The sequence below is a fragment of the Streptomyces sp. NPDC058880 genome (assembly GCF_042742535.1).
Classification (GTDB): domain Bacteria; phylum Actinomycetota; class Actinomycetes; order Streptomycetales; family Streptomycetaceae; genus Streptomyces.
Map to the genome: position 1 here is coordinate 16,724 of NZ_JBHYMC010000009.1, position 12,100 is coordinate 28,823.

At 72.4% G+C, this 12,100-nt stretch carries 11 protein-coding genes and 1 pseudogene; 4 read left to right on the top strand and 8 right to left on the bottom strand.

Annotation, left to right across the window (positions count from 1 at the left end):
- Positions 1–240 precede the first annotated feature (240 nt).
- From ACFW2G_RS07665 to ACFW2G_RS07675, 3 genes and pseudogenes are all read right to left on the bottom strand, one after another.
- Positions 241–852: pseudogene (locus tag ACFW2G_RS07665) on the bottom strand (lysophospholipid acyltransferase family protein); the annotation flags it as partial.
- Positions 765–1,586, bottom strand: coding sequence for a GNAT family N-acetyltransferase (locus tag ACFW2G_RS07670; RefSeq protein ID WP_037916548.1), 822 nt, complete (start codon positions 1,584–1,586; stop codon positions 765–767). The pseudogene ACFW2G_RS07665 and the gene ACFW2G_RS07670, both read right to left, overlap by 88 nt.
- A gap of 155 nt (positions 1,587–1,741) precedes the next feature.
- Complete coding sequence (locus ACFW2G_RS07675; RefSeq protein WP_384445141.1) at positions 1,742–3,004, bottom strand: extracellular solute-binding protein; 1,263 nt, start codon at positions 3,002–3,004, stop codon at positions 1,742–1,744.
- Between the two features lie 164 nt (positions 3,005–3,168).
- Here ACFW2G_RS07675 and ACFW2G_RS07680 point away from each other — a divergent pair, with 164 nt between their 5' ends.
- Positions 3,169–3,384 (top strand): dodecin, encoded by a 216-nt coding sequence (locus ACFW2G_RS07680; protein ID WP_037916543.1) that lies wholly within the window; start codon positions 3,169–3,171, stop codon positions 3,382–3,384.
- Positions 3,385–3,481: 97 nt separating this feature from the next.
- Here ACFW2G_RS07680 and ACFW2G_RS07685 read toward each other — a convergent pair whose 3' ends face one another.
- Positions 3,482–3,979, bottom strand: coding sequence for a nucleotidase (locus ACFW2G_RS07685; protein ID WP_037916541.1), 498 nt, complete (start codon positions 3,977–3,979; stop codon positions 3,482–3,484).
- A gap of 99 nt (positions 3,980–4,078) precedes the next feature.
- Between ACFW2G_RS07685 and ACFW2G_RS07690 the strand changes: the two genes are divergently transcribed.
- From ACFW2G_RS07690 to ACFW2G_RS07700, 3 genes are all read left to right on the top strand, one after another.
- Positions 4,079–5,167 carry an LLM class flavin-dependent oxidoreductase gene (locus tag ACFW2G_RS07690; protein WP_384584910.1) on the top strand — a complete coding sequence of 363 codons (1,089 nt, stop codon included), beginning with the start codon at positions 4,079–4,081 and terminating at the stop codon, positions 5,165–5,167.
- 79 nt (positions 5,168–5,246) lie between these two features.
- A complete protein-coding gene (locus ACFW2G_RS07695; protein ID WP_384445146.1) occupies positions 5,247–7,664 on the top strand; it encodes an ABC transporter in 2,418 nt (805 codons plus the stop codon).
- Positions 7,665–7,672: 8 nt separating this feature from the next.
- Positions 7,673–7,918: a hypothetical protein gene (locus tag ACFW2G_RS07700; RefSeq protein WP_384445148.1), complete on the top strand. Its 246-nt coding sequence runs from the start codon at positions 7,673–7,675 to the stop codon at positions 7,916–7,918.
- Between the two features lie 3 nt (positions 7,919–7,921).
- On the opposite strand, the gene ACFW2G_RS07705 is transcribed toward ACFW2G_RS07700, so the two are convergent.
- The 4 genes from ACFW2G_RS07705 to ACFW2G_RS07720 all read right to left on the bottom strand — a co-directional run bounded on the left by ACFW2G_RS07705 (position 7,922) and on the right by ACFW2G_RS07720 (position 12,090).
- Positions 7,922–8,572 carry a hypothetical protein gene (locus tag ACFW2G_RS07705; protein ID WP_384584907.1) on the bottom strand — a complete coding sequence of 217 codons (651 nt, stop codon included), beginning with the start codon at positions 8,570–8,572 and terminating at the stop codon, positions 7,922–7,924.
- Positions 8,573–8,699: 127 nt separating this feature from the next.
- Positions 8,700–9,446, bottom strand: coding sequence for a succinate dehydrogenase/fumarate reductase iron-sulfur subunit (locus ACFW2G_RS07710; RefSeq protein ID WP_037916539.1), 747 nt, complete (start codon positions 9,444–9,446; stop codon positions 8,700–8,702).
- Positions 9,443–11,392: a fumarate reductase/succinate dehydrogenase flavoprotein subunit gene (locus tag ACFW2G_RS07715; RefSeq protein ID WP_037916538.1), complete on the bottom strand. Its 1,950-nt coding sequence runs from the start codon at positions 11,390–11,392 to the stop codon at positions 9,443–9,445. The genes ACFW2G_RS07710 and ACFW2G_RS07715 overlap by 4 nt, the downstream gene beginning before the upstream one ends.
- Before the next feature lie 2 nt (positions 11,393–11,394).
- Positions 11,395–12,090: a succinate dehydrogenase gene (locus ACFW2G_RS07720; protein ID WP_384445153.1), complete on the bottom strand. Its 696-nt coding sequence runs from the start codon at positions 12,088–12,090 to the stop codon at positions 11,395–11,397.
- Positions 12,091–12,100: the final 10 nt, after the last annotated feature.

The following is a 12,100-nucleotide window of genomic DNA, read 5'->3' on the forward strand; positions in this document are numbered from 1 at the left end:
GGCCGCCGCAGCGAGGTCCCGCCGGTCCGTGTACCGGCCCGGCGGGATCCGCGGCAGCAGCGTGACCTCGGCCCGGATCCCGCGGGCGCGGGCGATCCGCCACAGCGAGGCGGTGAGCGGGTCGTCCCCGACGAAGGCGGGCGCGCCGGCCGGAGTGCCGTCGGCCTGGAGGTAGGCGAGATGCACGGGCTGTACGGGGACCCTCGCGTCCAATGCGGACTGGAAGGCGGCCCGGCGGAAGGGGCCCCGGGCGCGCCCGCACCAGGTGGAGCCCTCGGGGAAGACGGTGACGCGGTCGCCGGCGAGCAGCGCGCGGGTCATCGTGGTGACGGTGGCGGGCAGTGCGCGGATCCGGTCGCGCTCGATGAACAGGGTCCCGGCCCGGGCGGCGAGGCGGCCGAGAACGGGCCAGGCCCGGATGTCGCTCTTGGCCAGCATCCGGCTGGGCAGGACTGCGGCGACGAGCGGGATGTCGAGCCAGGAGATGTGGTTGGCGACGAGCAGGCGGCCGCCGCGCCGGCCCGCGCTGCCGTGCACGCTGATCCGTATGCCGAAGGCGCGCACCAGCGCGGCCGACCAGGCGCGTATCACCGCGTGCCGGGGGCCGGCCGGCAGCAGCCGGACCGGCGGGGCGCCCAGGATCCCCAGCAGGATCAGGGCCACGGCGCCGGTGAGCCGCAGCACCGCGTGCGGAAGGCTCGCGGTGCGCCCCTCGTGGCCGGCGCAGGCCTCGGGGGTGCAGGGCGAGGTGGGCAGCCAGACGCTCATGCGCCCGGGATGAGCGAACGGAAGTGCTTGAGGTAGCGCGGGTTGGTCCGGCGCAGGGAGAGCAGGACGTACAGGTCGGCGCATCCGAACCCGGCGTCGAAGGCGGGCTCGCCGCAGACCCAGGCGCCCAGGCGCAGGTAGCCGCGCAGCAGCGGTGGCAGTTCCATGCGGTCCGGGAAGGCGATGCCTTCGGGCTTCCACGGGACGTGCGGGGTGACCCGGTACTCCTCGGGTGCGGGGCTGCGGGTGAGGGCGCGCTCGCGGGTGGCCGCGGCGAGGACGCCGCCGTCGGCGAGCGGTATCGAGCAGCAGCCGGCGAGCCAGTTGTGTCCGGTGCGGTCCATGTAGTGGGCGAGACCGGCCCAGATGAGGGCGATGACGGCGCCGTTGCGGTGGTCGGGGTGCACGCAGGAGCGGCCGACCTCGACGAGGTCGGGGCGGATCGGCGCGAGCGCGGAGAGGTCGAACTCTCCCTCGGAATAGAGCCGGCCCGCGACGGCGGCGCGCTCGGGGGGCAGCAGCCGGTAGGTGCCGACGACCTGCTCGGCCTCCTCGTCGACGACGAGGAGGTGGTCGCAGTAGGCGTCGAAGGCGTCGGCGTCGAGGCCCGGCTCGGGGCCGTCGAGGCGGGCACCGAGCTCGCCTGCGAAGACCTGATGGCGCAGGCGCTGGGCGGCCCTCACCTCGTCCTCGTCGCGGGCCAGGCGAACGGTGTAGTGGGGGCCGGGGGCGGCGGCCTTGGCCGGGGCGGGCTCGGGGGCGAGGAGGGGGGAGGCGGGCGCCGTGGAGAGGGAAGGGGACAGGGGTGCGATGGTCATGGCGGCTCCTGAACCGGGCACGGAGGGCCAGGCCGGCCGGGGTGGCCTGGCTCCTCTACTTCTTCCGTGACCGGCTGGATTCGACGTGACCGCTCTGCGGCCCTCGGGTGTGCGAACGGCGAACTCGCCGGTACCACGCCCCGAGGGCGCCTGGATCAGCGGTCGGAGCTGAGGACGCGGCCGATCTCCGCGGAGGCCGTCCGGGCGGCCTGCCGGGGGTCCTGTCCGGTGAGCACGGCCGTCATGTAGGGCTTGATCGGGTTCTTCGCCTCGACCTCGGCCCAGCGGGCGGAGGTCGGGGTGGCTCTGCCCTGGGCGGCGCCGGGGGCCATGCTGGTGGCGCCCTCGTCGCCCTCGACCAGGTGCGCGAGGGTGGTCTTGTTCGGTACGTAGCTCATCGTGCGGGCCAGCGCGGTCTGCCACTTCTCGCTGACCAGGGCGGTGACCACCGCCACGGCCGCCTTCCGGTGCCCGGTCCGTTCCGGGATGATCAGGTCGGAACCGCCGGTGAAGACGGATCCGGCCCTGTCGGAGGTCTTGCCGGGGATCGGGAAGAAGCCGAGCTTGCCCTTGAGCTCGGGGTTGGCCGCCTCGATCTCGGCGGCCTGGCCGGGCGGGGCGATGATCTGCGCGACCTGGCCGCGGGCGAAGACCTGCGCCTGTGGGGGCGTCTCCTCGTCCGCGGCCTTCGGGCCGTCGCCGAGGGCCTGGAGCTGCTTGTAGAACTCCATGCCGGCCAGGGCCTTGTCGTCGTCGAGGGTGCCGACCCACTTGCCGCCCGTCTCGACGGCGAGCTCGCCGCCCTCGTCCCAGATGAAGCCGGCGAGGACGTACCAGTTCTGGCCCGCCAGGTAGATGCCCTGCTGGTCGCCCTTGTCGAGCTTCTGGGTGGCCTGGATCCACTCCTGGCGGTTCTTGGGCGGGGTTTTGATCCCGGCATTCGCGAAGAGGTCCTTGTGGTAGACGACCACACGGTTGGCGGCGTACCAGGGGACGCCGTACTGGGCGCCGTTGACGCTCCCCGGCTCGGCGAGGCCCTTGAGCCAGTCCTTGCTGCCCCACTCGCGCAGCCCTTCGAGGGTGAGTTCGGAGAGGCCGCCGGTCTCGATGTACTGCGCGACCTGGGTGTTGCCGACCTCGATCACGTCGGCGGGCTCCGTGCTCGTGCCATCCAGCACGGCGTTGACCTTGTCTCCGATGCCCGTCCACTCCTGGATCCTGACATCGAGGTCGAGGTCGGGGTGCTCCTGCTCGAAGGACGTGGTGAACGAGTCGATGAAGTCCGCCGAGGCACTGCCCTTCATCAGCCAGAGCGTCACCTTCTGCCGCCCTGCGGCCTGATCGGCCGACTGGCCGCAGCCCGTCAGGGCGGTCGCAGCCGCGAGGGCCGTGCACACGGCGAGGAAGCGCATCTTCAAGAGGGTCACCTTCTGGGGCTCGGTCTCAGATGGCTCGAAATTGGCATAGACCAATAGGCCGGTCAAGGGTCTTTCGCTCAGGATTGTTCACGCAAAGTTCGCGGAGCCGGACTTACTGGGGCACCGTAGAACCAGGCAAAAGCGACCCACTGTCGGGAGACCTCATGTCCAACCACACCTACCGGGTGACCGAGATCGTCGGCACCTCTCAAGAGGGCATCGATCAGGCCATTCGCAACGGGATCGCCCGTGCGGGCCGGACCGTACGGAACCTGGACTGGTTCGAGGTCGTCCAAATGCGCGGCCACATCGAGAACGGGGAGATCGCGCACTACCAGGTGGGACTGAAGGTCGGCTTCCGCCTCGAAGGCGACGACTGAGCCCCGTCCCCACGGGAGGCGCTGCCGGTCGGACCGGGCCGAGAGCCCCCGCATCGGCGGCCGGCCCGCGCAGCGAGCACGACCCGCGGCAGACCGCTCAGGTCCGGCCCTCGACCTGCTGGCCGGCGGTGAGCTCGGGCGCCTGTGCCGCCCAGTCGGCGACGACGACCCGGAAGCCGGCCGCCCGCGCGGCCCGGCAGACGAGTTCGTCGTCGTCGACGAGCATGCGCACCTCGCGGCCGCGCGCGATCCGTCCCAGCACCTCCAGCTTGGTCGTCCGGGCCGGCCGCCGGTCCTGGTTGCCGCGCATCCACAACCGCCCCTCGGGCAGGCCGTGCCGGGTGAGCCACTCCACCGTGTCCGCGCGGCACCGCTCGGGCCGCCCGGTCAGGTACACCACCTCGCAGTCGGCCGAGCTCCGCGCCGCCAGCGCGATCCCCCTCGCGAGCGGCGGATCGGCCGGGGCCGCACCGAAGAAGCCGGCCCAGTCCCTCGGGCGGCGCTCCAGGAAATGCTGCCGGTGGGCGGTGTCGGCCAGGGTGTTGTCGATGTCGAAGACGGCCAGCGGCGGCCGCGGAGTACTCTTCCCGCTCATCCGACCAGCCTAGTGCCGGGTCCTGCCGGCAGCAGAGCACCCGCCGGGCCGGCGCCGCCCCGGCGGGAATCCACCCGGCCCCCGGGCGTTGAGACCTATGTGATCCGAAAACTCTCGATACTCGACCGGTCGCGCACCCGCCAGGACCACCCGGCCCCGCAGGCCCTGCGCGACACCGTCGCGCTGGCCCGGGCAGCGGAGGGGCTCGGCTACCACCGCTTCTGGGTGTCGGAGCACCACAGCGTGCCCGGCGCCGCGGGCTCGGCACCGACCGTGCTGGCCGCCGCGGTCGCCGGGGCGACGGACCGGATCCGGGTCGGCACGGGCGGGGTCATGCTGCCCAACCACCAGCCCCTCGTGGTCGCGGAGCAGTTCGGCGTACTGGAATCGCTCTTCCCCGGCCGGATCGACATGGGGCTCGGCCGCTCGGTCGGCTTCACGAGCGGCATCCGGCGCGCCCTGGGCCGGGACACCGGGGACGCCGACCGCTTCGAGGAGCAGCTCTTCGAGCTCCTCGGCTGGTTCGAAGGCACCCAGCGGGCCTACCCCGGGGTGCACGCCCGCCCGGCGGAAGGGCTGCGGATACCCGCGTACGTACTGGCCACGGGTGAGGGTGCGGGGATCGCCGCCCGGGCGGGCCTGCCGCTGGTCGTGGGCGACCTGCGCGACCGCGAGCGGGTCGCCGGGATCGTGACGGCCTACCGGAAGGAGTTCCGGCCCTCCGCGCGGGCCGCGGAGCCGTACGTCGTGGTCTCGGGCGCGGTGGCCGTCGCGGCCACCACCGAGGAGGCCCGGCGCATCCTGCTCCCGGAGGCCTGGTCCACCGCGTACTCCCGCACCCGGGGCAGCTTCCCCGCACTCCGTCCGGCCGAGGAGATCGAGTCCTTGGAGATGAGCCCGAGGGAGCGGGACCTGTACGAGCGCGCCCTCGCCGGGCATATCCACGGGACGGAGGACCGGGTGGCGGCCGAGCTGTCCGAGATCGCAGAACTCACCGGGGCGGACGAGCTGCTGGTCACCACCTCGACGTACGACCGGACGGCCCTGCTGGACTCGTACACGCGCCTGGCCCGTATCGCGGGCCCCCCGGGGTGGGAATCGGGGAGCGCAGACAGCCGGACCAGCGGTGCGAGGAGCCTGTCGGGCGGAACGACACAGGGCCGGGGCGCAACCCGCTCGACTGTCTGAGGCATCCTCGACGGTGGGCGCGGCCACCCGGCCCCACTCCTGGCCTCCCCCACCCACAAGGGCCCGTAAACTGGGGCGAATGCACCAGTCCACCGAAGCCCGCACCGACCACGGCCACGACCCCTGCGTACGGGTGCGGGGGGCTCGGGAGCACAACCTGCGCGGCGTCGACGTGGACATCCCCCGCGACGCGCTGACCGTGTTCACCGGGGTGTCCGGATCCGGGAAGAGCTCGCTCGCCTTCGGCACCCTGTACGCCGAGGCCCAGCGCCGGTACTTCGAGTCCGTGGCTCCGTACGCCCGCCGCCTCATCCACCAGATCGGCGCCCCGAAGGTGGATTCCGTCACCGGGCTGCCGCCCGCGGTGTCGCTGGAGCAGCGCCGCTCCTCACCCGGCTCGCGCTCCTCGGTCGGTACGGTCACGCTGCTGTCCAACTCCCTGCGGATGCTGTTCTCCCGGGCCGGTACGTATCCGCCGGGTGCGCGGCGGCTGGACTCGGACGCGTTCTCGCCCAACACGGCCGTCGGAGCCTGCCCTTCCTGCCACGGGCTCGGCCGGATCCACCGCACCAGCGAGGAGCTGCTGGTCCCCGACCCCGGGCTGTCGATCCGCGAGGGTGCCATCGCCGCCTGGCCGGGCGCCTGGCAGGGCAAGAACCTCCGGGACATCCTGGAGACGCTCGGCCACGACGTGGACCGGCCGTGGCGGGAGCTGCCCGCGAAGGACCGCGAGTGGATCCTGTTCACCGAGGAGCAGCCGGTGGTGACCGTACACCCGGTGCGCGACGCGGACCGGATCCAACGGCCCTATCAGGGAACGTACATGAGCGCACGCCGGTACGTCCTGCGCACCTTCTCCGACAGCAGGAGCGCCACCCTGCGGGCCCGTGCCGAGACGTTCCTCGCCGACGCGCCGTGTCCGAAGTGCGAGGGGCTCCGACTGCGCCCGGAAGCCCTCGCCGTCACCTTCGCGGGGCGGACCATCGCCGAGCTCGCCGCGCTGGCGCTGACGGATCTGGACGCCCTGCTCGCCTCCGCGCCCGTGGGCGGGGAGGCGGCGCGCGTCCTCACCGACGACCTGCGTGCGCGGATCGGGCCCGTCATGGAACTCGGCCTCGGCTACCTGAGCCTGGACCGGACCGCGCCGACCCTGTCCGCGGGCGAGCTGCAGCGGCTGCGGCTGGCCACACAGCTGCGGTCGGGGCTGTTCGGCGTGGTGTACGTGCTGGACGAGCCGTCTGCCGGGCTGCATCCGGCCGACACCGAGGCCCTGCTCGGCGTACTGGACCGGTTGAAGCAGGCCGGGAACACCGTCTTCGTCGTCGAGCACCATCTGGACGTGGTGCGGCACGCGGACTGGCTGGTGGACGTGGGGCCGCTCGGCGGCGAGCGTGGCGGGCGGGTGCTGCACAGCGGGCCGCCCGCGGCCCTGGCCGGCGTGGCGGAGTCGGCGACGGCCCGGCACCTGTTCCCGGCGCAGGAGCCGGCGGAGCCCGTCCGGGAGCTGCGCAGGCCGACCGGGGAGGTGCTCCTGAGCGGGGTGGACCGGCACAACCTGCGCAATCTGGAGGTGGCCTTCCCGCTCGGGGTGTTCACCGCCGTGACCGGGGCGTCGGGTTCGGGGAAGTCCACGCTGGTGGGCCAGGCACTGGCCCGGGAGGTGGGCGGGCGGATCTCCGGGCCCGGCTTCCCCGTACGGCGGTTGGTGGAGGTGGACCAGAAGCCGATCGGCCGGACCCCCCGCTCCAACCTGGCCACGTACACCGGCCTGTTCGACGTAGTGCGGAGGCTCTTCACACAGGCCCCGGAGGCGAGGGCGCGCGGCTGGAGGGCGGGCCGGTTCTCCTTCAACGTGGCAGGCGGCCGGTGCGAGACGTGCCAGGGCGAGGGCTTCGTCTCGGTGGAACTGCTGTTCCTGCCGAGTACGTACGCCCCGTGCCCGGACTGCGGCGGGGCGCGGTACAACCCCGAGACACTGGAGGTCCGGTACGGGGGCCTGGACATCGCAGAGGTGCTGGCGCTGACGGTGGAGTCCGCCGCCCGGTTCTTCGCGGACGTCCCGGCGGCGGCGCGCAGTCTGCGGGCACTGGAGGAGATCGGGCTGGGCTACCTGCGGCTGGGGCAGCCGGCCACGGAGCTGTCGGGCGGCGAGGCGCAACGGATCAAGCTGGCGACGGAGCTCCAGCGACTGCGCCGGGACCACACGCTGTACCTGCTGGACGAGCCGACGACGGGGCTGCACCCGGCCGACGTGCGCGTGCTGCTGCGGCAGCTGCACGGACTGGTGGACGCCGGGCACTCGGTGGTGGTCGTGGAGCACGACATGGGCGTGGTGGCGGGCGCGGACTGGGTGATCGACCTGGGTCCGGGCGGCGGCGCGGACGGCGGCCGGATCATCGCCGCGGGCACGCCGGAGGAGGTGGCCGGTTCACCGGGCAGCCGGACGGCTCCGTACCTGGCCCGGGCCCTCGCGAACCGCACCGGAGCGGCCGGATAGGGGCGTGCGTGCTCCGGAGACGGCTGGGGCTCTTCATCGAACCGTACGGCTGGAGCGACTGGCTGGAGCCGCGGGGCGAGGGTCACGGTCGTGACCGTGGGCTCGGGTACGCGGACCGGCCCTGGACAGGCAGCAGTGTGCCCGACCAGCCGTTCGAGCTGCAGCACCACGCGGACGTACTCGTGGTCGGGCCGAACGGCGACCCGGTCCTCCCCTTGGATGCCGACGGGAACGAGCTGTACCGGTACCCGTGAAGCTCAGGCGTCACCGGACAGGAGCTGCTGGGGCAGTTCGCGGAAGCTCCACCGCCCCCCGCGGCGGGTGAACTGCCAGACCAGGTCGTAGCGGTCGGGCCAGGTCGCTGGAAGTCCGAGGACCTGGCCGGCGCCCAGGGCCCGCACCAGGCGGGGAATCCCGGCGTGCTCCCAGCAGACGAGTACGGGCATGGGTCCGGCCAGCGCGGCGTGCGCGAGGGCCGCTTCGGCGCCGACGGCGAACTCCGCCCGCACCGGCGTGCGCAGTGCGGTGGCCAGCGCGGACACGGTCTGCCGACACCGGGCGGGGGCTCCGCCCTTGCCGCCGGCGGCGAAGACCGCGGCGGGTCGGGGCAGCGAGGAGCCCCTGGACGGCGAGAAGAGCCGGGGCAGTTCCTCGGCCCGGCGCCAGCCCCGACCGGCCAGCGAGCCGGGGTCGTCCTCGCCGTCCTCGTCCCAGCCGGAGTCCCCGGCGTACGGCTTCTCCGCGTGCCGGATGACCATGATCACAGCGTCCTTGTGCGCGGTCTGCGGCCCAGGTGCCGGGCCGCGGGGCGCTTCCCCGTCGGAGCAGCCGGCCGCGGACAGCGGCGCAAGGGCGGCGGCCAGTACGGCTCTGCGGCGTGGTCCGGTCCTGGCGGCGGCTTCTGGCATGGAGCCACTGTGTCCCATGCCCAGGGCGCCGCCGGGGCACGGCACGGCAGCCGCCCGCCCGGTCAGCCGATCGGCGCAGGACCCCGGGCCGGCCGGGCTCCTGCGCCGTGGGGTGCGGCCGGACGGGTCAGCGGGGACCCTTGCGGACGGCCCGCAGCCACTCCTTGTTCATGGCGGCGATCGACGGGAGCGGGATGCCCTTCGGGCAGGCCGTGGCGCACTCGCCGGTGAGGGTGCACCCGCCGAAGCCCTCCTCGTCCATACGAGCCACCATGTCCAGGACGCGGGTCTCCCGCTCCGGCGAGCCCTGCGGGAGGACGTTGAGGTGGTTGACCTTGGCGGAGGTGAACAGCATCGCCGAGCCGTTGGGGCACGCCGCCACGCACGCGCCGCAGCCGATGCACTCGGCGTGCTCGAAGGCGAAGTCGGCGTCGGCCTTGGGCACTGCGGTGGCGTGGGCCTCGGGGGCCGAGCCGGTGGGAGCGGTGATGTAGCCGCCGGCTTGGATGATCCGGTCGAAGGCACCCCGGTCGACGACCAAGTCCTTGACCACGGGAAAGGCCGCGGCCCGCCAGGGCTCGACGTCGATGGTGTCGCCGTCGGCGAAGGACCGCATGTGGAGCTGGCAGGTGGTGGTGCGCTCCGGACCGTGGGCGTCGCCGTTGATGACGAGGCTGCAGGCACCGCAGATGCCCTCGCGGCAGTCGTGGTCGAAGGCGACCGGATCCTCACCGCGCAGGATGAGGTCCTCGTTGAGGGTGTCGAGCATCTCCAGGAAGGACATGTCCTCGGAGATCCCGTCGACCTCGTAGGAGGCCATGTGGCCGGGGGCGGCGGCGCCGCGCTGGCGCCAGACGCGCAGGGTGAGCTTCATGCGTAGCTCCGCTGGGTGGGGTGGACGTACTCGAAGACAAGGTCTTCCTTGTGCAGGACGGGGGCGGTGCCGGTGGCGGTGAACTCCCAGGCGGCGGCATAGCCGAAGGCCTCGTCCTGGCGGGCCGCCTCGCCGTCCGGGGTCTGGGACTCCTCGCGGAAGTGGCCTCCGCAGGATTCGGCGCGGTGGAGCGCGTCGAGGCACATCAGCTCGGCGAGTTCGAGGTAGTCGACGATGCGGTTGGCCTTCTCCAGCGACTGGTTGAACTCCTCTCCGCTCCCGGGGACCTTGATGCGGCGCCAGAACTCCTCCCGGATCTGCGGGATGCGCTCCAGCGCCTTGCGCAGGCCCTGTTCGCTACGGGCCATCCCGCAGTACTCCCACATCAGTTCACCGATCTCGCGGTGGAAGGAGTCGGGGGTGCGGTCCCCGTCGACGGCGAGGAGGTTCTCCAGCCGCTCGCGGGTCTCGCGTACGACGGCCACCGCCTCGGGGTGGGTGTCGTCGACGGCGTCGCGGTGCGGGTGACGGGCCAGGTAGTCGTTGATGGTGGAGGGGAGCACGAAATAGCCGTCGGCGAGGCCCTGCATCAGGGCGGAGGCACCGAGGCGGTTGGCGCCGTGGTCGGAGAAGTTCGCCTCGCCGACCGCGAACAGTCCGGGGACGGTGGTCTGAAGGTCGTAGTCGACCCACAGTCCGCCCATCGTGTAGTGCACGGCGGGGTAGATCCGCATGGGCACCTCATACGGGTTCTCCGCGGTGATCCGCTCGTACATCTCGAAGAGGTTGCCGTACTTCTCGGCGACCTTGTCACGGCCCATGCGGCGGATGGCGTCGGCGAAGTCGAGGTAGACGCCCTGCCCGCCGGGCCCGACGCCGCGGCCCTCGTCGCAGACGTTCTTGGCAGCCCGGGAGGCGATGTCACGGGGCACGAGGTTGCCGAACGAGGGGTAGATCCGCTCCAGGTAGTAGTCGCGCTCCGCCTCGGGGATGTCGGCGGCGGAGCGGGTGTCCCCCTTGGCCCTGGGAACCCAGATGCGGCCGTCGTTGCGCAGGGACTCGCTCATGAGGGTGAGCTTGGACTGGTGGTCGCCGGTGCGCGGGATGCAGGTGGGGTGGATCTGGGTGAAGCAGGGGTTGGCGAAGTAGGCGCCGCGCCGGTGCGCCCGCCAGACGGCGGTCGCGTTGGAGTTCATGGCGTTGGTGGAGAGGTAGAAGACGTTGCCGTAGCCACCGCTCGCCAGCACCACGGCGTCGGCGTAGTGCGTGGAGATCTCGCCGGTGATCAGGTCGCGGGCGACGATGCCGCGGGCCACTCCGTCGACGACGATCAGGTCGAGCATCTCGGTGCGGGCGTGCAGGTCGACGTTGCCGGCGGCGATCTGCCGGGAAAGTGCCTGGTAGGCGCCGAGAAGGAGCTGCTGTCCGGTCTGGCCGCGGGCGTAGAAGGTGCGGGAGACCTGGACGCCGCCGAAGGACCGGGTGTCCAGGAGGCCGCCGTACTCGCGGGCGAAGGGGACGCCCTGGGCCACGCACTGGTCGATGATCTCGACGGAGATCTGGGCGAGGCGGTGCACGTTGGACTCACGGGCGCGGAAGTCGCCGCCCTTGACGGTGTCGTAGAAGAGGCGGTGCACCGAGTCGCCGTCGTTGCGGTAATTCTTGGCGGCGTTGATGCCGCCCTGCGCGGCAATGGAGTGGGCCCGGCGCGGGGAGTCGGAGAAGCAGAACTGGACGACGCGGTAACCCTGTTCGGCGAGGGTCGCGCCGGCCGATCCGCCGGCCAGGCCGGTGCCGACGACGATCACGGTGTGCTTGCGGCGGTTGGCGGGGTTGACGAGCTTGGCCTCGAAGCGTCGCCGGTCCCAGCGGTCCGCGATGGGGCCCCCGGGGGCCTTGGTGTCGGCGATGGGCTCGCCGGTGGTGTGGTGCGCGTAGCTGCTCACGGTCAGTTCACCATTCCGGTCATGACGGCGACGGGGACGGACACGAAGCCCGCGAAGAGGACGAAGGCCAAGGTGTTCGCGAGGGTCCTCAGCATCCGCTCGCGCCGGGCCCGGCCGGCACCGAGGGTCTGGGCCGCGCTCCAGAAGCCGTGCCGGATGTGCAGGCCGAGCGCGGCCATGGCCACGATGTAGATGGTGTTCCCGTACCAGGTGGAGAAGGTGGCGAGGACGTTCTCGTACGGGTGGCCGGCCCAGGCGCGCTCGTTGACGGTGAGTGTGGTGAGGTCCAGCAGGTGCCAGACGATGAACAGGCCGAGGATGACGCCGCCCCAGCGCATGGTGCGGGTGGCGTAGCTCGCGCGGCGGCGCTTGTGGACGTACGCGACGGGGCGGGCCCTGATGTCGAGCCGGCTGAGCTGGTAGGCGGAGACGGCGTGCGCGACGACTGCGGCGAGGAGCACCACGCGGACGATCCACAGGGCCCACTCGTAGTGGAGGAAGGGCGAGCCGAGGGTGCGCAGCCAGTGGGCGTAGCCGTTGAACTCGTCCGCCCCGAAAAAGATCTTGAGGTTGCCGAGCATGTGCACGGCGAGGTACCCGAGCATGATGAGCCCGGAGACCGCCATGACGGTCTTCTTTCCGATGGTGGAGCCCCAGAACGAGGGGGCGCTCGTCCGGGTGCGCGGTGCCAGAGCCATGCCCTCGACG